The sequence below is a fragment of the Pseudomonas meliae genome, from assembly GCF_001400515.1.
Lineage (GTDB): Bacteria > Pseudomonadota > Gammaproteobacteria > Pseudomonadales > Pseudomonadaceae > Aquipseudomonas > Aquipseudomonas amygdali.
The window spans coordinates 1-21,774 of sequence record NZ_LJQT01000157.1 but is presented as its reverse complement, the minus strand read 5'-3'; the positions used below and the strand labels follow the sequence as shown (position 1 = coordinate 21,774).

Annotated in this window: 16 protein-coding genes and 1 pseudogene; 9 read left to right on the top strand and 8 right to left on the bottom strand. The window is 59.7% G+C overall.

The window, feature by feature from the left end:
* Positions 1–108: 108 nt before the first annotated feature.
* The 6 genes from ALO64_RS07010 to mreB all read right to left on the bottom strand — a co-directional run bounded on the left by ALO64_RS07010 (position 109) and on the right by mreB (position 9,064).
* Positions 109–3,924 carry a YhdP family protein gene (locus ALO64_RS07010; protein WP_044344696.1) on the bottom strand — a complete coding sequence of 1,272 codons (3,816 nt, stop codon included), beginning with the start codon at positions 3,922–3,924 and terminating at the stop codon, positions 109–111.
* Between the two features lie 181 nt (positions 3,925–4,105).
* Positions 4,106–5,563, bottom strand: a complete 1,458-nt coding sequence (gene rng, locus ALO64_RS07005; RefSeq protein WP_004666200.1) for a ribonuclease G — start codon at positions 5,561–5,563, stop codon at positions 4,106–4,108.
* Complete coding sequence (locus tag ALO64_RS07000) at positions 5,560–6,147, bottom strand: Maf family protein (RefSeq protein ID WP_044344695.1); 588 nt, start codon at positions 6,145–6,147, stop codon at positions 5,560–5,562. The genes rng and ALO64_RS07000 overlap by 4 nt, the downstream gene beginning before the upstream one ends.
* A 96-nt stretch (positions 6,148–6,243) precedes the next feature.
* A complete protein-coding gene (gene mreD, locus ALO64_RS06995; RefSeq protein WP_002555106.1) occupies positions 6,244–6,735 on the bottom strand; it encodes a rod shape-determining protein MreD in 492 nt (163 codons plus the stop codon).
* On the bottom strand, positions 6,728–7,795 hold the full coding sequence (mreC, locus tag ALO64_RS06990; protein WP_002555107.1) for a rod shape-determining protein MreC: 1,068 nt from the start codon (positions 7,793–7,795) through the stop codon (positions 6,728–6,730). Before mreC ends, mreD begins: the two co-directional genes overlap by 8 nt.
* Before the next feature lie 231 nt (positions 7,796–8,026).
* Positions 8,027–9,064: a rod shape-determining protein MreB gene (mreB, locus tag ALO64_RS06985; RefSeq protein ID WP_002555108.1), complete on the bottom strand. Its 1,038-nt coding sequence runs from the start codon at positions 9,062–9,064 to the stop codon at positions 8,027–8,029.
* A 205-nt stretch (positions 9,065–9,269) separates the two neighbouring features.
* On the opposite strand from mreB, the gene gatC reads away from it, so the two are divergent.
* The 6 genes from gatC (at position 9,270) to ALO64_RS06955 (ending at position 14,623) form a co-directional block, all read left to right on the top strand.
* The gene (gene gatC / locus ALO64_RS06980; protein ID WP_002555109.1) at positions 9,270–9,557 is read left to right on the top strand and encodes an Asp-tRNA(Asn)/Glu-tRNA(Gln) amidotransferase subunit GatC; all 288 of its coding nucleotides are present in this window, start codon (positions 9,270–9,272) and stop codon (positions 9,555–9,557) included.
* 14 nt (positions 9,558–9,571) lie between these two features.
* Positions 9,572–11,023 carry an Asp-tRNA(Asn)/Glu-tRNA(Gln) amidotransferase subunit GatA gene (gene gatA, locus ALO64_RS06975; RefSeq protein WP_044344694.1) on the top strand — a complete coding sequence of 484 codons (1,452 nt, stop codon included), beginning with the start codon at positions 9,572–9,574 and terminating at the stop codon, positions 11,021–11,023.
* Between the two features lie 10 nt (positions 11,024–11,033).
* Positions 11,034–12,479: an Asp-tRNA(Asn)/Glu-tRNA(Gln) amidotransferase subunit GatB gene (gene gatB / locus ALO64_RS06970; protein WP_054991679.1), complete on the top strand. Its 1,446-nt coding sequence runs from the start codon at positions 11,034–11,036 to the stop codon at positions 12,477–12,479.
* Positions 12,480–12,730: 251 nt separating this feature from the next.
* Positions 12,731–13,099: a septal ring lytic transglycosylase RlpA family protein gene (locus ALO64_RS06965; RefSeq protein ID WP_002555111.1), complete on the top strand. Its 369-nt coding sequence runs from the start codon at positions 12,731–12,733 to the stop codon at positions 13,097–13,099.
* A gap of 77 nt (positions 13,100–13,176) precedes the next feature.
* Positions 13,177–14,208, top strand: a complete 1,032-nt coding sequence (locus tag ALO64_RS06960; RefSeq protein ID WP_005733048.1) for a calcium/sodium antiporter — start codon at positions 13,177–13,179, stop codon at positions 14,206–14,208.
* Positions 14,209–14,239: 31 nt separating this feature from the next.
* A complete protein-coding gene (locus ALO64_RS06955) occupies positions 14,240–14,623 on the top strand; it encodes a carboxymuconolactone decarboxylase family protein (RefSeq protein WP_005733046.1) in 384 nt (127 codons plus the stop codon).
* On the opposite strand, the gene ALO64_RS06950 is transcribed toward ALO64_RS06955, so the two are convergent.
* Together ALO64_RS06950 and ALO64_RS06945 are read right to left on the bottom strand one after the other, a co-directional pair.
* Positions 14,620–15,561 (bottom strand): AEC family transporter, encoded by a 942-nt coding sequence (locus ALO64_RS06950; RefSeq protein WP_002555114.1) that lies wholly within the window; start codon positions 15,559–15,561, stop codon positions 14,620–14,622. The genes ALO64_RS06955 and ALO64_RS06950 overlap by 4 nt on opposite strands.
* Positions 15,562–15,666: 105 nt before the next feature.
* Positions 15,667–17,241, bottom strand: a complete 1,575-nt coding sequence (locus tag ALO64_RS06945; RefSeq protein WP_044344693.1) for an alkaline phosphatase D family protein — start codon at positions 17,239–17,241, stop codon at positions 15,667–15,669.
* 157 nt (positions 17,242–17,398) lie between these two features.
* Between ALO64_RS06945 and ALO64_RS06940 the strand changes: the two genes are divergently transcribed.
* The 3 genes and pseudogenes from ALO64_RS06940 to ALO64_RS06930 all read left to right on the top strand — a co-directional run.
* Positions 17,399–18,415: a class I SAM-dependent rRNA methyltransferase gene (locus tag ALO64_RS06940; protein WP_005733044.1), complete on the top strand. Its 1,017-nt coding sequence runs from the start codon at positions 17,399–17,401 to the stop codon at positions 18,413–18,415.
* A gap of 123 nt (positions 18,416–18,538) precedes the next feature.
* Positions 18,539–21,503 (top strand): annotated as a pseudogene (locus ALO64_RS06935) (DUF748 domain-containing protein).
* The coding region (locus ALO64_RS06930; protein WP_054991678.1) for a DUF2845 domain-containing protein at positions 21,463–21,774 on the top strand (312 nt) is incomplete at its 3' end. The pseudogene ALO64_RS06935 and the gene ALO64_RS06930, both read left to right, overlap by 41 nt.

Below are 21,774 nucleotides of genomic sequence, written 5' to 3'. Positions count from 1 at the left end.
GCTGACCAGATTAGCCTGGACATCGCTTTGGCTGACCATCTGAATCACAGCAAAGGACATGGCGACCCGCTCCTTGATGACCTGGCCACCACTGTACTCCATGCGGCGCTATTGGGGCTTTTCAAATGGCTTGTCGAACGTGATCTTCGGCTCTTTCCAGGGCCCTTCGACCTTGTATTGCACGCTGGCGAAGCGGGCAACCCTGTCGCCCAGCAGCTTGTCGACCAGGAACAGCGCGCCGCCAATGGCTGGCGCACCGACAATCAATGCCGCGATCGGCAGGTTGTTGGTCACCGGCAAGGTCACCAGCAGCTTCGCATCAACGCGGTCGCGGACCATGTCCAGCGTACCGTTGAGCTCAAGATTACTCGACGGCCCGGTCAGGGTAATCGGGTTGCGCGTCACATAAACACCGTCGCTGGCGACCAGCAGCCCTTTGACCCGGTCGTAACTGAGCCCTTTGCCCAGCAGGTCGGAGAAGTCCAGGCGCAAGCGACGGCCGATGGAGTTGAAATTCAACAATCCAAACACCCGCAGCGCCTGAGCACCGCCTTCTAGCTCGACAAACTGGCCTCTGTTCAACGTCGCATCCAGGCTGCCGGAATAGCGCTTGAGGCCCACCCAGGCAGGCGAACCCGGCCAGCGTCCGTCGACATTCATTTCGAAACTTTCACTGGTGACCGTCGGCGCGAAGTTCCAGGCCTTGAGCACGTCTGCCAGATTCTTGCCTGCCACACGCCCCTTGAACGAGCTGCTGCTGGACCCCGGAGTGCCCTCCCAGGCACCATCGCCCTCGAGCAAAATACCTTTGAGCCCCAGACTCAGGTCGGACATGCGCATACCGGTCGCCGTCGGGCGGGTTTTCAGCGACCAGGCACCCAGTAACTGGTCGCCCTGAAACAGCTGGGCAATCTTCACGTCCAGCGCAGGAATATTGTGCGGGTCGATATCCGCCAGAGGGTCAGGCGCGTTCTCGACCACCGCCGCATTCGGATCAGAGGCAGGCAGTCGCACGTAGAGCATGTTAATACCGATCGGCGCGGACTTCGCGTCGGGCAGCACGGCAGTGCCCTTGGCCAGCGCGCTGTCCAGCGACAAGGCCCAAGCCGCAGCATTGCGCTGCAATTGAACACGTACGTTATCCAGCGTGGTGCCCATCGCCGTCAGCTTGCCGATCTGCAGGTCGACGCTGTTGAGCAGTTGTTTTGCGCTGCCGCCCGGATCATTGCCGGTATATCGTCCAGCCAGCTCCTGCCAGGGCGCTACGTCCAGCTCAGACAATTCGCCACGAATCCGCAGCCCTTTGGCGTCCGGCACTATCGCCCCGCCGCGCCCCAGATATAGCTCACCGCGACCGTCGGCAAACTTGCCATTCGGTGCGGCAAAAGCAAAGTTGGCCTGATCGTTATACGCCGCGCCAAGCCTGCGCTCCGCGCCTTGCAGGGTCATACGGAACTCGCTGGGACGCTCCTCCTCGGCAGTCTTGCCAAACGGTGCAGGCAGATCGATTGCCACGCCCTTGAGCGTGGAGTTGATCACCAGTGGGCTGTCCTTGCTGTCCAGAGTCAATTGCAGCTGATACGGCAAGTCACCCGACACCGGCAGTGGCTGGGTAACGCTCAGCCAGTCGGTCAGCCGCTTCACGGTGATCTGCCCGTTTGCCACAATGCATGTCACGTTGTCGCCTGGCTTGCCTTCGGCAGCGATTTCTGCGGTCACGGGACGATCAAATGCCTGCGCCTTGATGCCCTTGCCGCTCAGCCCTTTGGCGCTGTCAAAGCGGAAATCGCCCTTGAGGCGAGTCAATTCCAGCACCGGGTCAGCCAGTTTCAAACGCGCATTGTCGGTACTGAAATCCACCACAACCTTTGGCTCGACGCCCTTGGCCAGCGGAATATCCAGCTTCAGCTTGCCATCCAGCGGACCTTCGCCGGTCCAGCCGGCAAACGTGCTGGCCGTGCCGATGGGCGCTTGCTGGAGAATCTTCAGGCCATCGATCAGATTGCCGGAGAAGCTGCCATCGACCAGCAGGTGGCTGTCCTGACCTGCCGGGACGTGGGGAATATTGACCAGCACGTTGCTTACTTTGGTATCGAGCAACTGCCCTTTGCTTGCCTTGACTCGCACGCCGCTGTTTTCGACGTAAACCTTGCCGTCGACTCCGGTCAACGAAGGCCAGCCCGGCTGGAACGCCAGCGTTGCGTTGCTGACATCGAAAAACAGGCTGATGACGCGCGCGGTGTCGGGCGAACTCTTGTTCAGCGACCCTTGATACTGAAAGAAACCCTGCTTGACCGCACCACTCACCACGGCGGTGCGCAGCCAGTGATCAAGCTCGGGACTGAGGGCTGTAGGCAGATACTTGCTGGTGTAACGACCATCGCCGTCGACCATGCCGACCCGCAGGTCCATGTAGTCTTCCTGCTCATGGCTGAGATGAATCCTGATCAGAAAGTCTGCCGCGATCTTGCCTTCGTCGCCGAGCACCTTGATATACGGCGCGATCAGGGTGAATGCCTGATCATCGAGCTTCCAGGTCAGACGGGCATTGGCCTTCTGGTAGCGCCAGGGCTTGGCGAAGATAGGGTCCAGATGAAGCATAAAGTCATTGGTGTCGAGCCGCAGTTCGCCCTGGCCCAGATCGCCGCTGATGGCCCCGGTGACATTTCCGGCCGCCGGGGCCCCGCGATAGGCGTTGAACCCCACTTTGTCCAGATTGGCGGCAAAGCTCAGGCGCTTGTCGCCGGTTGCCTGTGGCCGGTAATCCAGCAACACGTTACGCAGCCCGCCTGTCACCTTGAGACCGTCGACCACTGCCATGGCTTTCTCCGGCAACGGCGCGAGGGAATCAATAAGCGGCGTGAGCGGCGTCAGGTCCAGGCGATCGGCCTGCACATGCCAGAGTTCTTCGCTGTCGGGCGTCGCAGCGGTTTGCGTGAGTTGCAGGCGGCTTTCCCAGCGCTTGTCGCCCAGGCTCATCGCCAGTGAATCGAGGTTCAGGTCGAAACCTGTGTCAGTGCGCGCAAACCAGGCGTTGAGCGCGAGGTTGTCGACAGTCGAGGGTTTGCGACCGGCATAAACGCTTTTGACATGCGGCGCATTAAGCCGCGCAGTCGCGCTTTGCAGAGTGCCCTTGCCCCAGTTCATCCACAGCTCGCCACCGGCCTGCAGCTTCGACAGTGTCCATTCCCGGGTGAGGCTTTTTGGCAACCACCTGGCCCAGTCGCTTTGCGGCAGGCTGGCGTAGATATCTGCCTCGCCGTCCTTCCACTGACTGGCCTGGATACGTGAACGCACATTCAGGGCAAACGGCTGGCCATCCGGCAGCGTCAGGCGTGCATCAAGGCGCTGGTGATAACTGCCTGTGGCCAGACTGAGGTTTACATAGGTCAGGGTCAGCGGCGCGGCGTCAAACGGTTGCACAGTGACCTGGCTGTCGAGCAGCGACAAGTGCGAGACCATCTGCATCTGCTCAAGCACTTGCCCGGGGTCGAACGGGCTGTCGTTGCGCACTGGCAAGCCCTGTACCGACCAGTTGCCCTCCTTGTCCTGCCTGAGCATGAACTGCAGGCCGTCCACCTCGAGATGAGCGATGCGCACTTGACGCGCCAGCAGGCTTTCCCAGAGGCCGGGAACAACCCTTACACGATCAAGACGCACAGCACTGGAACCCTCTCCGACCATGACGTCGTGAGCCAGAAAAACCGGGGCAAACCGGCTCCAGCTGCCTTCCAGACTGCCAATGCTCAACGGCATGCCCAGCGCGCTGCTGGCCCTGGTTTCCACATCGACACGGTATTCGGCAACCAGCGGCGTGAGCTGACGCCCGAGGCTTACGTACAACGCCGCGAGCACCAAAACCAGTGCGCACAGGCTCAGCCCCCAACGAGTCAGGGTTGCAACAAGGCGAGGAAGACGACCCATCTCAGGATGCCCTCCGCTGAGGGATACAAGCAGCGGAATCGGCGAATCGATTCCGGCTCAGGTGTGCAGGTGCGTTCAGGTACAGGTTTTGCTCATTTCCCACGCATCATTCTCGATAAAACGGCATACCTGCCAGAAACCCGAAGGGCACTTGTCATCATATTTCAAACGATCAGCACCCTCAGAGCAGCACCACGTCGTATTGTTCCTGCGAGTACATGGTTTCTACCTGAAAACGGATGGTCCGGCCAATGAAGCTCTCCAGTTCAGCCACATTGCCCGACTCCTCGTCGAGCAAGCGATCGACCACGCGCTGATTGGCCAGAACCCGATAACCCACCGCCTGATAGGCTCGGGCTTCTCGCAGGATCTCGCGAAAGATTTCATAGCAAATGGTCTCGGGGGTTTTCAGCTTGCCCCGACCCGCGCAGCAATGGCAGGGCTCGCAGAGCACTTGCTCAAGACTTTCACGGGTGCGCTTGCGGGTCATCTGCACCAGGCCAAGCTCGGTGATACCGATGATATTGGTCTTGGCGTGATCGCGCTCCAGCTGCTTCTCCAGTGTGCGTAACACCTGACGCTGGTGCTCACCGTCTTCCATGTCGATGAAATCGATAATGATGATGCCGCCCAGATTGCGCAGGCGCAGCTGACGGGCAATGGCTGTAGCGGCTTCCAGGTTGGTTTTGAAGATGGTTTCTTCAAGGTTGCGATGCCCCACAAACGCACCGGTATTGACGTCGATGGTGCTCATCGCCTCGGCCGGATCGACCACCAGATAACCACCGGACTTGAGCGGCACCTTTCGTTCGAGGGCTTTCTGGATTTCATCCTCGACCCCATAGAGGTCGAAGATCGGCCGTTCGCCCGGATAATGCTCCAGCCTGTCGGCAATTTCCGGCATCAGCTCGGCCACGAACTGGGTGGTCTTCTGAAAGGTTTCCCGCGAGTCGATGCGGATTTTCTCGATGCGCGGGCTGACCAGGTCACGCAAGGTACGCAGGGCCAGGCCCAGGTCCTCGTAAATCACCGTGGGCGGGCTGACGGTCTTGATCTGCTCGCCGATCTGATCCCAGAGCCTGCGCAGATAGCGGATATCCATGAGGATTTCATCAGCACCGGCACCCTCGGCCGCGGTACGCAGAATAAAGCCTCCGGCCTCTTTGATACCTTCCAGGGCGACACAATCGCTGACAACTTTTTTCAGTCGTTCACGCTCTGCCTCGTCCTCGATTTTCAGGGAAATGCCTACATGCGCAGTGCGCGGCATGTACACCAGATACCGTGACGGAATGGAGAGCTGGGTAGTCAGCCGCGCGCCTTTGCTGCCGATGGGGTCCTTGGTGACTTGCACCACAAGGCTCTGGCCGTCATGCACCAGCGACGCAATGCTCTCGACGGCAGGCCCTTCACGCATGGATATTTCCGAGGCATGAATGAATGCAGCGCGGTCCAGACCGATATCGATGAACGCCGCCTGCATGCCGGGAAGCACCCGCACTACCTTGCCTTTGTAGATATTGCCGACGATGCCGCGGCGCTGGGTACGCTCGACGTGCACCTCTTGCAGAACACCGTTTTCTACCACTGCCACCCGTGATTCCATCGGGGTGATGTTGATCAGGATCTCTTCACTCATGACTCGTCACCTTCCAGGCATTGCCAGCAGGGTATGCCGAAATGGCCAAGCAGTTCTGCGGTTTCACACAGAGGCAGACCAACCACCCCAGAATAGCTGCCTTGCAGGCCCTCGACGAAAATCGCCGCCAGCCCTTGAATGGCATAGCCTCCGGCCTTGTCGGCAGGCTCGCCACTGGCCCAGTAGGCTTGGGCCTCGTGGGGTTGAATCGGGCGAAAGCGCACGCGACTGGTCACAATACGGGTTTCACTGCGATGCCGATCACTCAGCGCGACGGCGGTCATCACTTCGTGCTCGCGCCCGGACAGGGCCGTCAGCATGGCCAGAGCATCCGCCTCATCGGCCAGCTTGCCGAGAATGCGCCCATCAAGCACCACCGCCGTGTCAGCGCCCATCACGCAGGCCTGTTGTTCGGCCACCAGCACAGACAGCCCGGCCTGGGCCTTGCCGAGCGCAAGACGCTCGACATAGGCAGCCGGGGTTTCGTGGTCGAAGGGAGTTTCGTCAATCTGAGCGTTCAGTACGGTAAAGGACACACCGATCTGAGTCAGAAGTTCGCGGCGGCGCGGCGAGCCAGAAGCCAGAAGCCAGAAGCCAGATAAAGCGAGGGCATAAGGACATCTCCGTGTCTGTTCGGGTGAGCGCCAGGGACGCAGCGGGGCGTCGCGCTCACCTTGCGCTTAATTGATTTTCAAACGTTTGCGCAATCCACGCAGGCCATAGCTGATCCAGGGCCACAACAGGGCACTGACCAGCGCGGGTAGAACCAGCGCCAGCGTAGGCTGACGGTTGCCGGTCAATGCACTCAGCCAGAGCTGCGCAAGCTGCGCCAGACCGAATACGACCAACAGCACCAGACATTGCTGCCACATGGGGAACATACGCATACGCTGCTGCAGGGACATCACCAGAAACGTGATCAGGCTGAGGATCAGCGCATTCTGGCCAAGCAATGTGCCATACAGCACATCTTCCATCAGCCCCAGTATCCACGCAGTGGTCATACCATATTTGTGCGGCAGCGCCAGAACCCAGAAGGTCAGCAACAGGGCCAGCCACAAGGGCCGGAAGATTTCCATGAATTGCGGCAGCGGCGAAACGCTCAGCAACAGACCGATCGCAAACGTCAGCCAGACCACCCAGCCATTGCGCCCGGAAACATGACTAACCATCGATAGGCTCCCGAGCAGTGGAAGGTCTTGAAGCAGGCGGCTGTGAAGCAGCAGGCCGGGCGGCAGGCCTTGCCGGTGTCACAGGCGCTGCAGCCGGCGCAGGCGTTGTCGATTGCGCAGCAGGCTTGTGCGTTGCAGTGCTGCCCGGGAATACCGGAACAGTTGCTTGCGGCCACATCGGGAAAGCAGGTGTCGGCGGCGGCAGGGTCGCCATCACTGAAGGCTCGATACCCTTGTCGATGGATTCCTGCGCTTGCGCCGCGTCGGCAGCCCGCTCTTCCGGCGAACGACCGTCCGAGAACACCAGCAGCAGATAACGGCTGCGATTCAATGCGGCGGTTGGCACGGCACGCACGATTGCGAACGGCTGGCCGGAGTCGTGAATCACTTCCTTAACCGTAGCCACCGGGTAGCCAGCCGGGAAGCGCTGCCCCAGGCCGGAACTGACCAGCAGATCACCCTCTTTGATGTCGGCAGTATCTGCCACATGCCGAAGCTCAAGCCGTTCAGGGTTGCCGGTGCCGCTGGCGATAGCACGCAGGCCGTTGCGATTCACCTGCACCGGAATGCTGTGGGTCGTATCAGTCAGCAGCAGGACCCGCGAGGTGTACGGCATCAGCTCGACAACCTGGCCCATCAGGCCACGCGCATCGAGCACCGGCTGGCCCAGCACAACGCCGTCGCGCTCGCCCTTGTTGATGATGATGCGATGGGTGAAGGGGTTCGGGTCCATGCCGATCAACTCGGCGACCTCGACCTTTTCGTTGACCAGCGCAGAAGAGTTCAGCAACTCACGCAAACGAACGTTCTGCTCGGTCAGTGCCGCCAGCTTTTGCAAGCGACCTTGCAGGAGCAACGCTTCGGTCTTGAGTTTTTCGTTTTCGGCGATCAGCTCTGTGCGGCTGCCGAACTGACTGGCAACGCCTTGATACAAACGTTGTGGCAGATCAACGATCCAGTAGGACTGCATGAGCACCATCGACATCTGGCTGCGCACGGGCTTGAGGATCGTAAAGCGGGCGTCGACAACCATCAACGCAACCGACAGAACGGCCAGCACCAGCAGACGTACGCCCAGCGAAGGGCCTTTTGCGAAAAGCGGTTTAATAGGCCGCTCCTCCGGGGCATGCGATCGTTGGATCGAACTTCGATTGGCAATTATTCATGCGGTATGTAACCGGCCTGGACAAATGAAAGAGATAGGCACCCTGTTTCGGTGTCAGCACGATGCATACAGGTAGCACATACGCCACCTGCATACAAAAGACTCCGTGAAAGGCACTCCGGCGAATTACTCGCTGGAGAGCAGATCCATGGTGTGCTTATCCATCATTTCCAGCGCACGGCCACCGCCGCGGGCTACGCAGGTCAGCGGGTCTTCGGCAACGATCACCGGCAGACCTGTTTCCTGAGCCAGCAATTTGTCCAGATCACGCAGCAATGCACCGCCACCGGTCAGGACCAGACCACGCTCGGCGATGTCCGAGGCCAGTTCCGGAGGCGACTGCTCCAGAGCGCTCTTGACCGCCTGAACGATGGTCGCCAATGACTCTTGAAGCGCTTCAAGCACTTCGTTGGAGTTCAGGGTGAACGCACGTGGCACGCCTTCAGCCAGGTTGCGGCCGCGGACGTCGACTTCACGCACTTCACCGCCCGGGTAGGCCGTACCGATTTCCTGCTTGATGCGCTCGGCGGTGGATTCGCCGATCAGGCTGCCGTAGTTACGACGCACATAGGTGATGATCGCTTCATCGAAACGGTCGCCGCCTACACGTACGGATTCGGCATACACCACACCGTTCAGGGAAATCAGCGCGATCTCGGTGGTGCCGCCGCCGATGTCGACAACCATCGAACCGCGAGCTTCTTCCACCGGCAGACCGGCACCGATTGCAGCAGCCATTGGCTCTTCGATCAGGAATACTTCGCGTGCACCTGCACCCAGGGCAGATTCGCGAATGGCACGACGCTCAACCTGGGTGGATTTGCACGGAACGCAGATCAGCACACGAGGGCTGGGCTGCAGAAAGCTGTTTTCGTGGACCTTGTTGATGAAGTACTGCAACATTTTTTCGCAGACGCTGAAGTCGGCGATAACGCCGTCTTTCATTGGACGAATGGCTGCGATGTTGCCTGGAGTACGGCCCAGCATGCGCTTGGCTTCGGTACCGACGGCCACGACACTCTTCTGGTTGCCGTGAGTACGAATGGCAACGACAGAGGGTTCATTCAGAACGATACCGCGCTCACGCACGTAGATAAGGGTGTTGGCAGTGCCCAGGTCGATGGATAGATCACTGGAAAACATGCCACGCAGTTTCTTGAACATGGGAAAGGGACCCTAGGGAACGCGTGGTAAAAAAAGTGCGGCAAACTCTAACAACGACAGGGATTTTGGGCAAGGAGCCAATATGCTAAATTGGCGGTTTTCCGAACATGACCCTCGACGTTAGCGGCTTGAGACAGTAATAACGCGATAGTGTTCCGCAATTGGCAACAAAGCAAATCCATAAGCATTCCACTGGAGATACCCCATGGCGCTTGAACGCTCCGACGTGGAAAAGATCGCTCATCTGGCCCGACTGGGTCTCAATGACGCCGATATCCCGCGTACCACCGAAGCACTTAACAGCATTCTCGGACTGGTCGATCAGATGCAAGCGGTCGACACCACTGGCATCGAACCTCTGGCCCATCCGCTGGAAGCCACCCAGCGCCTGCGCGAAGACGCCGTCACCGAGCGAAATCGTCGTGACACTTACCAAGCCATCGCACCAGCGGTCCAAGACGGCCTCTATCTGGTTCCGAAAGTCATCGAGTAAGGGAAAGCGCCTGCATGCATCAAATGACTCTGGCCGAGATCGCTCGCGGACTCGCCGAAAAAAAGTTTTCTTCTGAAGAGCTGACCCGCGTTCTGCTGTCGCGTATCGCGACGCTCGACCCGCAGCTCAACAGCTTCATCAGCCTCACCGAAGACCTGGCCATCACTCAGGCCCAGGCTGCAGACGCTCGGCGCGCCGCCGGTGAGAACGGCCCGCTGCTCGGCGCCCCGCTGGCGCACAAGGACCTGTTCTGCACCCAAGGCATCCGTACCAGTTGCGGCTCCCGGATGCTCGACAACTTCAAGGCGCCGTATGACGCCACGGTTGTGTCGAAACTGGCTTCGGCAGGCACGGTAACGCTGGGCAAGACCAACATGGACGAATTCGCCATGGGTTCGGCCAACGAATCCAGCCATTACGGCGCGGTGAAAAACCCGTGGAATCTGGAATGCGTGCCCGGTGGCTCGTCCGGTGGTTCGGCAGCGGCGGTTGCTGCACGCCTGCTGCCTGCCGCAACCGGCACCGACACCGGCGGCTCGATTCGCCAGCCTGCGGCACTGACCAACCTCACCGGCCTCAAGCCTACTTACGGTCGTGTGTCGCGCTGGGGCATGATTGCCTACGCTTCAAGCCTCGATCAGGCAGGGCCAATGGCGCGCACCGCCGAAGATTGCGCACTGCTGCTGCAAGGCATGGCCGGCTTCGACCCGCAGGACTCGACCAGCATCGACGAGCCGGTTCCGGACTACTCAGCCAGCCTCAACACCTCACTCAAGGGCCTGCGTATTGGCGTGCCGAAAGAGTATTTCAGCGCAGGCCTGGACCCGCGCATCGCGCAATTGGTGCATGAAAGCGTCAAGGAGCTGGAAAAACTCGGTGCGGTCGTCAAGGAGGTCAGCCTGCCAAACCTGCAACACGCAATCCCGGCCTACTACGTCATCGCGCCGGCTGAGGCCTCGTCCAACCTGTCGCGTTTCGACGGCGTGCGTTTCGGCTACCGCTGCGAAGACCCGAAAGACCTGACCGACCTGTACAAGCGTTCCCGCGCCGAAGGCTTTGGCCCGGAAGTCCAGCGCCGCATCATGGTCGGCGCCTATGCGCTGTCGGCGGGCTACTACGACGCTTACTACCTGCAAGCGCAGAAGATCCGTCGCCTGATCAAGAACGATTTCATGAGTGCATTTGCCGAAGTCGACGTAATCCTCGGCCCGACCACGCCCAACCCGGCCTGGAAAATCGGCGCCAAGACCAACGATCCGATTGCCGAATACCTGGAAGACTTCTACACCATCACCGCCAACCTGGCGGGCCTGCCCGGCTTGTCCATGCCCGCAGGCTTTGTCGATGGCCTGCCGGTCGGCGTGCAGTTGCTCGCTCCGTATTTCCAGGAAGGCCGTCTCTTGAATGTGGCGCATCAGTATCAGCAAGTCACCGACTGGCACACTCGCGCACCTGAAGGCTTCTGAGGAGAAACACATGCAATGGGAAGTCGTCATCGGGCTGGAGATTCATACCCAGCTTTCGACCCAATCAAAGATTTTTTCCGGTAGCGCCACTACGTTCGGCTCCGAGCCCAACACCCAGGCCAGCCTCGTCGATCTGGGCATGCCCGGCGTTCTGCCGGTGCTGAACAAGGAAGCCGTGCGCATGGCCGTCAAGTTCGGCCTGGCGGTGGATGCCGAAATCGGCCAGCACAACGTGTTTGCCCGCAAGAACTACTTATACCCCGACCTGCCCAAGGGCTACCAGATCAGCCAGATGGAGCTGCCGATTGTCGGCAAGGGCCACCTGGACATCACGCTGGAAGACGGCACAGTCAAGCGCATCGGCATCACCCGCGCGCACCTTGAGGAAGATGCAGGCAAAAGCCTGCACGGAGACTTCCAGGGCATGACCGGTATCGACCTGAACCGTGCCGGCACGCCGCTGCTGGAAATCGTTTCCGAGCCGGACATGCGCAGTGCCAAGGAAGCCGTGGCCTATGTAAAAGCCATTCATGCGATTGTCCGTTATCTGGGCATCTGTGACGGCAATATGGCCGAAGGCTCGTTGCGTTGCGACTGCAACGTGTCGATTCGCCCGAAGGGCCAGGTCGAGTTCGGCACACGTTGCGAGATCAAGAACGTCAACTCGTTCCGCTTCATCGAGAAGGCGATCAACAGCGAGATCCAGCGCCAGATCGATCTGATCGAAGACGGTGGCAAGGTTATCCAGCAGACCCGCCTGTACGATCCGAACACCAACGAAACCCGCGCCATGCGCAGCAAGGAGGAAGCCAACGACTACCGCTACTTCCCCGACCCGGACCTGTTGCCGGTGATCATCGAGGATTCGTTCCTCGAAGAAACCCGCGCCACATTGCCGGAACTGCCGCCGCAGAAGCGCGAACGTTTCCAGAGCCAGTTCGGCCTGTCGACCTACGATGCCAGTGTGCTGGCCTCCAGCCGCGAGCAGGCCGACTACTTCGAGCAGGTGGTCAGCATCAGCGGTGACGCCAAGCTGGCCGCCAACTGGGTCATGGTCGAACTGGGCAGCCTGCTGAACAAACAGGGCCTGGAAATCGAACAGTCGCCGGTCAGTGCCGAGCAACTGGGCGGCATGCTCAAGCGCATCACCGACAACACCATTTCCGGCAAGATCGCGAAAATGGTTTTCGAGGCGATGGCCAATGGCGAAGGCAGTGCCGATGAAGTCATCGACAAGCGCGGCCTGAAGCAGGTAACCGACAGCGGTGCCATCGAATCGATGCTCGACGAGATGCTGGCTGCCAATGCGGAGCAGGTCGAACAATATCGCGCCGCCGATGAAGCCAAGCGCGGCAAGATGTTCGGTTTCTTCGTCGGTCAGGCAATGAAAGCCTCCAAAGGCAAGGCCAACCCGCAGCAGGTCAACGAGTTGCTGAAGGCCAAGCTGGAGGGCTGATACCGAGCACGCGGTGCAACACCAAGTTGTGACGCGGAGCGTCACGAAATGCATGCCAACGCGGAGCATTGGCACGATAGGTGTTCTCGCGCGCGCCTATCGTTCTTCACGTTCCAGCGTGGGGGCGCCGTTCTGGAAGCTCTGCGTCCGCTGTTGCGTGCGCGCTGCAACACCGAGTTGTGACGCATGCCAGCATGGAGGATTGGCATGAGAGTCAACCACACCTACTCCGGCACTCAGGAACCCAACCCATGCGCCGCCTTATTTTTGCCTGCAGCCTGCTGACGTTACTGGCAGGCTGCGCCAATCACATCATCGACCCTCACGGTTATGACGAGACCGGCACAGCCGCTTATTACGGTGCCCGCCATCATGGCAATCGCACAGCCAGTGGCGAACCCTTCAATCAGAACGCCCTGACTGCCGCCCACAGGCAGTTGCCATTCGGCACGCGCGTCAAGGTCACTAACCTGGACAACGACAGGTCAGTGGTCGTACGCATCAATGATCGCGGCCCTCACACGCGTGGTCGTTTGATCGATGTCTCTCGCGAAGCAGCCGAACAACTGGGTATGCTGCGTAGCGGCACCGCGCCAGTGCGTGTTCAGGCCCTTGATTAGCCTTAATCCCGTTCAACACTAACAAGGACATTCGTATTCTCCAGCTATCGGCCCTGCCCGCCCCCGCGCTCATTCAAATGTTCAGCGGCCTGCTATTGCTGCTGATCGGGGCAGAACTTTCAGTGCGTGCGGCAGTGCATCTGGCGGCGATTTTCAAGGTCAGGCCATTGCTCATTGGCCTGACCGTGGTGGCGATGGGCACCAGCGCGCCGCAAATGGCGGTAAGCCTGCAAGCTGCGTTTGCCGATAACACCGACATCGCCGTAGGCAGCGTCATCGGTGGCAACATCTTCAATGTCCTGGTGATTCTTGGCCTATGCGCGCTGATCATCCCGTTACGCGTTGCCCGCCAGGTGCTGCACATCGATATTCCGCTGATGATCGGTGCCTGCCTGCTGGCCATCGGCCTGTCATGGAACGGCGAATTCAGCAAATTTGACGGTGCACTGCTGCTTGCAGGTTTGCTGGTCTGCCTGATTGTCATCATCCGCCAGGGCGGTCACACGCCGCGCCACGGCCATGCCGAAACAACAGAGAAACCACGCACCTTCACGCGCATCCTCATGCTTGCCGCAGGCTTGCTGCTGCTGACCGCTGGCGGGCACTTGCTGGTTGACGCGTCGGTCGTGATCGCCATCCATCTGGGGCTTTCCGAGCGCATCGTCGGCCTGACCATCATCGCCATCGGCACCTCACTGCCTGCCCTGATGACCTCGCTGATCGCGGCGTTTCGTGGCGAACGGGATATTGCAGTGGGGAATGTGATCGGCAGCAATCTGTTCAACCTGCTGGGGGTATTGGGAGTGACTGCACTGTTCGCCCCGGTGCCGCTGACGATCTCGCCGAATGCAATGGTGTTCGACCTGCCGATCATGCTCGGTGTTTCGCTGCTTTGTGTGCCGCTGTTCTATTCCGGCTACCGGATAGACCGCATGGAAGGGTTGTTTTTGCTGTCCTTGTACCTGACTTACGGGCTGCATATTCTGGCGATCAGCACTGGAATGGCACTGGCCGAAAGGCTCGAGACAAAAATGCTTACTCTGGTTCTGCCTGTGCTCGGCGTTGTTGTTGCCTGGGGCACGATCCGCGCCTGGCGACGCCAGCACTGACCTCAATCCGCATCGATACAAGGGGAATGCCATGACAGACAAGACAATCAGCGAAGGCGAGCAGATCCGTCGTCAGGTAATGGGCGATGTCTACGTCGACCGTGCGCTGGGTAACGCAACCGAGTTCAGCCAGCCGCTGCAGGACTTCGTCAACGAGCACGCCTGGGGCAGCGTCTGGAGTCGTGAGGGTTTGCCGCTGAAAACCCGCAGCCTGATCACCCTGGCCACCCTCACCGCCCTGAAATGCCCGCAAGAGCTAAAGGGCCATGTTCGTGGAGCACTGAACAACGGTTGCACGGTGGAGGAAATTCGCGAGGCGCTGCTGCACTGCGCGGTCTATGCCGGCGTGCCAGCAGCCATCGACGCGTTCCGTGCAGCACAGGAAGTCATCGACAGCTACGTAAAGCCGGACTAGATCCAGCCGCCCCATTGCAGAATGAAAATTCCCACGTTGGTGGTGACCGCTGCGGCCAGTGTGGTGATGACGATGATCGCGGCGGCCAGTTCGTAGTTGCCGTTGGCGGTGCGCGCCATGATGTAGCTGGCAGCGGCCGTCGGGCTCGCGAAGTAAAGGAACAGAATGCCCAGTTCCGCGCCGCGAAAACCGACCAGCCAGGCGGCCAGCGTGCAGAGCAGCGGCAGCGTGATCATTTTCATGACGCTGGCACTGATCGCCAGACTGCCACTTTTACGCAGCGAGGCCAGCGACAGCGTGCCGCCGATGCAGATCAGCGCCAGCGGCAGGGTCATTTGCGCCAGATAACTGCCGGACGTCTCCAGCCACCTGGGCAGGCCTATGCTGAAGTAAGCGAAAGGCGATGCGATGATGACGCTGATGATCAGCGGGTTGGCCAGCACACTTTTGAACACGCTCCAGGGGTCGGACTTGATCACCGGGCTGTAAACCGCCAGCACAATTGTCGACAACGTGTTGTAGAAGACGATGACCAGCGCGGCCAGAATCGCCCCCAACGAAATGCCATAAGGGCCGTACATGCTCGCCGCCAGCGCCAGGCCGATTACCCCGTTGTTGCCACGGAACGCGCCCTGAACGTAAACGCCACGCTCTTCTTGCGGGCAGCGCCAGATCGCCCAGCCCCAGGCGAATGCGAAACTCAGTAGCGTCGCGACACTGAAAAAGATGAGCAGTCCGGGTTGCAGAGCCGCGCGCAAATCAGCGTGAATGATGCCCAGAAACAGCAGCGCAGGCATCGTGACGTTGAACACCAGCCCGGAAGCCGCGACGATAAACCCGTCGTTGATAGCACCGATGCGTTTGAGCAATACGCCCAGAAACAGCATGGCAAACACCGGGGCGGTGATGTTCAGGGTTTGGAGAAAAATAGCCAGCATGCAACACACCCGGTCCCGTCGTTAGGTAGCTCATGATAGGCCACACACGACAAGCATGTTGCAAGGAATTTCCGAAAGGGTTACCTGAACAACCCCGATTCTCTGTCAGACAATGCGGCTAATCTCCACGGTCGGCTGCAATTTGCGCTCGAACACTGAAACGCCATCAAGATCGCGCAGGGCAACAGACATCTCGCCGGTCTGCCCGTCGATATTCACTTCGCCAAAGAACTGATAACCCGCAAAAGGCGAGGTGTTCTGTGCAGGGGGCGCCTTCTGGAACACCAGTTCCGGACCGAACGTCTTGTCCAGTACATTGGGACCGAAGCTGCCCGCATTCAGCGGCCCGGCGACGAATTCCCAGAACGGGTCGAAGTCCTGAAACACGGCACGATCCGGCTGGTAATGATGCGCGGCGCAGTAATGGACATCGGCCGTCAGCCAGACACAGTCGCGAATCTTCTGCGCGCGCAGGTACGCCAGCAATTCGGCAACCTCCAGCTCGCGGCCAAGCGCCGGTCCGTCATTGCCGTTGGCGATGGCTTCCCAGCGCGCCACACCGGGGCTCACCTCGCCATCCGGTACGCCAAGGCCGATGGGCATGTCAGCAACAATGACCTTCCATTGCGCGCGCGACGCATTGAGTTCGCGCTTGAGCCAGTCAAGTTGCTCACGACCAAGAAATGCGGTGGTCGGACCCGGTTTTTCGGCCAGATTGGCATCATTGCCGTCGCGGTAGCTGCGCATATCGAGGACAAAAACGTCGAGCATCGGACCGTAGGGAATCTTGCGATAAATGCGTCCGCCATTGTCGGCTTGCTGCAAGCGCAGCGGCGCGTACTCCAGATAAGCCTGGCGGGCACGCGAGGACAGCAGCTGGATATCCTTGACCTTGTAACGCTCATCAAGCTGCTTGCTGGGCGACCAGTTGTTGGTGACTTCGTGGTCATCCCATTGCCAGATCTGCGGCACTTCTGCGTTGAAGCGGCGCAGATTTTCATCCATCAGGTTATAGCGGTAATTGCCTCGGTACTCGTCGAGGGTCTCCGCCACCTTGCTTTTCGCTTCGGTGGTCAGGTTGCGCCAGATCCGCCCGCCTTCCGTGGTGATCTGCTCGGGCACTGGCCCGTCGGCGTAAATGGTGTCACCGCTGTGGATAAAAAAGTCCGGCAAGCGCAAGCGCATCGCCTCATAGATACGCATGCCACCAACGTCAGGGTTGATACCGAAGCCCTGCCCCACCGTGTCACCACTCCAGACGAAGCGGATGTCACGACGCTGTTGGGGCGTGCTGCGCAGATGGCCGAACCAGGGCTCGCTGGCGACACCGCTCTGAGCATCCTCGAACGAGACGCGGTAGAAAATCGCCTGATCGACCGGCAGCCCGCTCAACTCGACCCGCGCGGTGAAGTCGGTACGCGGATCGGCGAGCGCCGAGACCACGCGCCGTGGCTGAGTAAACATACTGCGTGTGTCCCATTCGACCACCATCCGTGAAGGCCGGTCGCTGCGGCTCCAGACCATGGCCTTGTCGCCGAGCACATCTCCGGACTGCACACCATCGACCATTTTCGGGCGGTCCTGCACCGAAGCGATCACCGCAGGCGCAAGCCCCGGCAACAGCAAACCGGCCCCCACGGCCTGGATGACACGGCGACGCTTGAGATCGAACTGGCTCACGGTTATCCCCTCGCTGACAGGCAAAAAAGTACCTTAGCAGGGGAATGTTGGCGCTGTATGACAACACAGGGCCGGAATAACGCACCTGACGCCAAAAACCTTCAGCGCCCGCTAGCTGTTAAACTCCCGCGCCTTATTCCAGCCCGAGGCGCTTAGCATGTCTTCCTTGAATCAGGCGCTCAGCGTCGCCCTCGATAATCGTCAATCGTTGCTGGGCGAACTGCATCAGCAGGGCACGGACTGCTATCGGCTGTTTCACGGAAGTCAGGAAGGCGCCAGCGGGCTGACCATCGACCGCTACGGCCCGCAGTTGCTGGTACAAAGCTTCCACACCCGCCTGGATCGCGATGCATTGCTTGCGCTGCACGAGCAAGTCAACACACGACTGGGACTGGAAACGCTGCTGGTCTATAACGATCGCTCGCAAGGCAACTCACGCGTGGATCGCCAGGATACGGTCTACAAGGCTGACGAAGCGGCGCTGGCCGACCATATCGGGCATGAGTGGGGGCTCAACTATCGGGTCCGTGGCCGACATGCGGGCCAGGACCCGTTGTTGTTTCTGGACCTGCGCAACACGCGTGGCTGGGTCAAACAGCACAGCGCCGGCAAAAGCGTGCTGAACCTTTTCGCCTATACCTGCGGCGTCGGTCTCAGCGCTGCGGCCGGTGGCGCGAGCGAGGTGTGCAATCTGGACTTCGCCGAGGGTAATCTGGCCGTGGGTCGAGAGAATGGTGCGCTTAACCCGCAACTGCCACCCATGCAGTTCATCCAGTCGGATTATTTTCCGGCAATCCGCCAACTGGCGGGGCTGCCGATTGCAGCGCGGCGTAGCCAACAATTGCCCAGCTACATGAAGCTGCAACAGCGCCAGTATGATCTGGTCCTGCTTGACCCACCTGCCTGGGCCAAAAGTGCGTTCGGCACCGTTGACCTGTTGCGCGACTATCAAAGCCTGCTCAAGCCGGCGCTGTTGACGACGGCAGACGGCGGCGTGCTGATCTGCTGCAACAACCTTGCGAAGGTCAGCATGCAGGACTGGCGTGAGCAGGTATTACGCTGTGCCACCAAGGCTGGACGCCCGGTACGCGACTGCCAGGAGATGCTTCCTGCCAAGGACTTCCCGTCTCTGGATAATCAGCCACCCCTGAAAACGCTGATCCTGCAACTCTGATCCGGCGGCTGGTATCGCAAAGCACTATCGGAAAGTTCCTACGAGCGGCGACGGCAGTGCCTTGGGAACCGAACAGGCATGCCATACTCCAAGGGCTTCCAAAAGAGAGAGACGCCGCTGCCCATGTCCAGAGGATTGAAACGCACACTTGGCTCCTTGCTGACTGTGATCGTGCTCTACAGCTTGCTGGGGTTCTTCATTCTTCCCGGTGTCGCTCTGCGGATCGCCAATCAGCAATTGGCCAATTACGCCACCGTGCCGGCGAAGCTTGAACGCCTGGAATTCAATCCCTACACGCTGGAGCTGACGCTCTGGGGCCTGAACATCGGCACACCGGGCAAGGAACAGGTCGCGTTTGAAAAGCTTTATGCCAACCTGCAAATCGACAGCCTGTGGACACGGGCCCTGCACCTGCAACGCATCGAGCTGATCAAACCCAAGACCGAGCTGTTGTTCGACAAGCAAGGCAAGCTCAATCTGGCGCAACTGTTCAAGCTGCCAGCCAGCGAACCTGCCAAGGACGAACCACCCGGCAAGCCGTTCCCGCTGCGTATCGACGAAATAAAACTGGCCGATGGCTATGTTCACTTTCAGGATATGCGCCCAAGCCAGCCCATCGAATTTCTCTACGACACACTCAATTTCGAACTCAAGAACCTCAGCACATTACCCGAAGACAATGCCGACATGACGCTGGTCGCGGCAGGTCCGGATGGCGGGCAGATCGACTGGGTCGGGCGTATCAGCCTGATACCGATCACCTCGGAAGGGACGCTGAAAGTCACCGACAGCAAGATGAAGCTGTGGTGGCCTTACGTGCGTGATGCGTTGCCGCTGGCGCTTGAGGACGGCGTGCTGAATTTCAGCACGGCATACACACTCAATCTGGCCAAGGAAACCGAGCTGAAGTTGACCAATGTGTCGGCCAGTGTCGCGCCCTTCGCGTTGAACACGCCAGACGGTCGCCCTCTGGTACGCCTGCAACGCCTGGACGTGAGCGAAACATCAGTCGATCTGGCAAAGCAGCTGGTGACCGTAGGCAAGATCCGCAGCCAGAAACTGGAAACCTGGGCAGCGCGCGAAGCCGACGGGCAACTGGACTGGCAAAAGCTGTTTGCCAGCCAGCCGGGCAAGCCAGCGGCACCGCAAACACCGGCCGTGGACGACAAGGCGGCTGAACCGGCACCCACGACCGACGCCTCTGCCAAAGCCAGCGCCAAGTCCCCCACGCAAAGCACGCCATGGCAGGTGCTGCTGCGAGATGTGCAGCTGCGCAATTACATGGTCCATCTGGCAGATCGCGCACCTCAAGAGCCTGTTGCTCTGGATGTTGGCCCGCTGAATCTGGACATCCAGAATTTCGACAGCCTTAACAAATCCCCCTTCACGCTCAAGCTTGATACCGGGCTGGGCAAACAGGGCAACCTCACTGCAGCCGGCGATGTGAACCTCAACCCGCTCAGTGCACAACTTAACGTAACTACCCGCGACATCGACCTGCGCCTCGCCCAAGCCTACATCAGCCCGTTCATTCGTCTGGAAATGCGCAGCGGCATGCTGGGCAGCGATCTGGCGGTCAACCTGAAAAGCACCGAACCGCTGGCGTTCAGCGTTACCGGCAAAGCACAGGTCAATCAGCTTCACACACTCGACACGCTCAAACAGCGCGACTTCCTGAAGTGGCAGCAACTGCAACTCGAAGGGCTGGACTACCAGCACGGCACGGGCCTTTCGATTGCCAAAGTCAACATGGATCAGCCTTACGCACGCTTCATGATCAATGAAGACCGGACCACCAATGTCGACGATCTGCTGATTCCGCAGCCTGATGACAAGACCGCATCGCAGCCAAAAACAGCCAGAACACAGCCCAAGGCCAAGGCAGATAACCCTCTGGCGATTTACGTCGGCGAAGTGAATATCATGGATGGCTCGGCAAACTTTGCCGACATGACCCTGACCCCCAACTTTGCCACCGCCGTGCAGCAGCTCAATGGTCGTATCGGCACCATCGACAACCGCAAGGCGACACCGGCACCCGTGGACATCCAGGGCAAGGTCGATCGCTACGCGCCTGTGACCATCAAAGGCAGCCTCAACCCTTTCGACCCGATGGCCAGCCTGGATATCACCACCAGCTTCAAGCGTGTCGAGCTGACCAATCTGACCCCTTATTCCGGCAAGTTCGCCGGTTTCAGAATCCGCAAGGGCAGGCTCAATCTCGATCTGCACTACTTGATCACCAAAGGTCAGCTCAAGGCGCAGAACAAGGTGCTGGTTGAACAGTTGCAACTGGGTGAGCGTGTCGACAGCCCGGATGCGCTGGACCTGCCTATCCGTCTGGCGGTCGCGCTGCTCAAGGATACGCAGGGACGAATTTCCCTGGAGCTGCCGATCGAGGGCGATCTGAACAACCCGCAGTTCAGCGTGATGCCAATTGTCTGGCAAACCCTGCGCAATCTTGTGCTGCGTGCTGCGCAGGCTCCGTTCAAGATGCTCGGCGGGCTGGTCGCTGGTGGAAGCTCCGAGGATCTCGGCAGCGTGAGTTTCGCGCCGGGCTCCAGTGATTTGTCGGCCGAGGCGCAAAGCGCCCTGGACAAGCTCTCGGTGGCNNCGCCCGGACCTGAAGCTGGAGATCGAAGGCACCAGCGCTGCAAGCAGTGACGGTCCTCTGATTGCCCAACAGCGGCTGGAGCGGGAATACCAGTACACCTATTACAAGATCCTCCAGCGACGCGGCGACAAGGTTCCAGCCAGAGCCGGTTTGATACAGGTCCCTGAGGATGAAAAAGCTCCTATGCTTGAAGGTATCTACCGCACACGCCTGAAACAGCAACCGCCTGCCGAATGGGCAAACCTGGGCAAGGAACAACGTGCAAACCAGATGCGTGCCGCCGTGCTCAAGTTCTGGAGCAGCAATGAGGTATTGCTGCGTGAGCTGGGCCAGGGCAGAGCCAGCAGCATCAAGGACTACCTGGTAGACAAGGGCAAGCTGGAAGACGCTCGTGTGTACTTCGTCGATGCCCGCCTGGGTCAGGCCCAGCCAGATGGTAAAGTCATCAGCCCCCTCCACCTCGACAGTGAATGAAGCCTTGGCACGTACCCGAATCAAACTGCTGATCAACCTGACCCTCGCCACCATGGCCGGGTCAGTTGCCACCTCGTCATATGCCACGTCAACCCTGCGCTGTGGTAACCAGCTGGTCAGCACGTGGGACCGGGCATTCGAAGTGCAGCAGAAATGCGGAGAGCCTGTAAGCCAGGAAGTGCTGGGCACTCAGGAGACCTTCAATAGTAATTACCGAAGGTCCGAAGCCGTGAGAATCGAGGAATGGATCTACGGACTGAACCGCCCCGGG

What these genes read in the sequence shown, in the direction of transcription:
- ALO64_RS06940 (WP_005733044.1), top strand. Translation starts at nt 17,399, where the DNA reads ATGTCTTCCTTGAATCAGGCGCTCAGCGTCGCCCTCGATAATCGTCAA.
- mreB (WP_002555108.1), bottom strand. Translation starts at nt 9,064, where the DNA reads ATGTTCAAGAAACTGCGTGGCATGTTTTCCAGTGATCTATCCATCGAC.
- gatA (WP_044344694.1), top strand. Translation starts at nt 9,572, where the DNA reads ATGCATCAAATGACTCTGGCCGAGATCGCTCGCGGACTCGCCGAAAAA.
- ALO64_RS06965 (WP_002555111.1), top strand. Translation starts at nt 12,731, where the DNA reads ATGCGCCGCCTTATTTTTGCCTGCAGCCTGCTGACGTTACTGGCAGGC.
- ALO64_RS06950 (WP_002555114.1), bottom strand. Translation starts at nt 15,561, where the DNA reads ATGCTGGCTATTTTTCTCCAAACCCTGAACATCACCGCCCCGGTGTTT.
- gatB (WP_054991679.1), top strand. Translation starts at nt 11,034, where the DNA reads ATGCAATGGGAAGTCGTCATCGGGCTGGAGATTCATACCCAGCTTTCG.
- gatC (WP_002555109.1), top strand. Translation starts at nt 9,270, where the DNA reads ATGGCGCTTGAACGCTCCGACGTGGAAAAGATCGCTCATCTGGCCCGA.
- ALO64_RS07010 (WP_044344696.1), bottom strand. Translation starts at nt 3,924, where the DNA reads ATGGGTCGTCTTCCTCGCCTTGTTGCAACCCTGACTCGTTGGGGGCTG.
- rng (WP_004666200.1), bottom strand. Translation starts at nt 5,563, where the DNA reads ATGAGTGAAGAGATCCTGATCAACATCACCCCGATGGAATCACGGGTG.
- mreD (WP_002555106.1), bottom strand. Translation starts at nt 6,735, where the DNA reads ATGGTTAGTCATGTTTCCGGGCGCAATGGCTGGGTGGTCTGGCTGACG.
- ALO64_RS06960 (WP_005733048.1), top strand. Translation starts at nt 13,177, where the DNA reads ATGTTCAGCGGCCTGCTATTGCTGCTGATCGGGGCAGAACTTTCAGTG.
- ALO64_RS06955 (WP_005733046.1), top strand. Translation starts at nt 14,240, where the DNA reads ATGACAGACAAGACAATCAGCGAAGGCGAGCAGATCCGTCGTCAGGTA.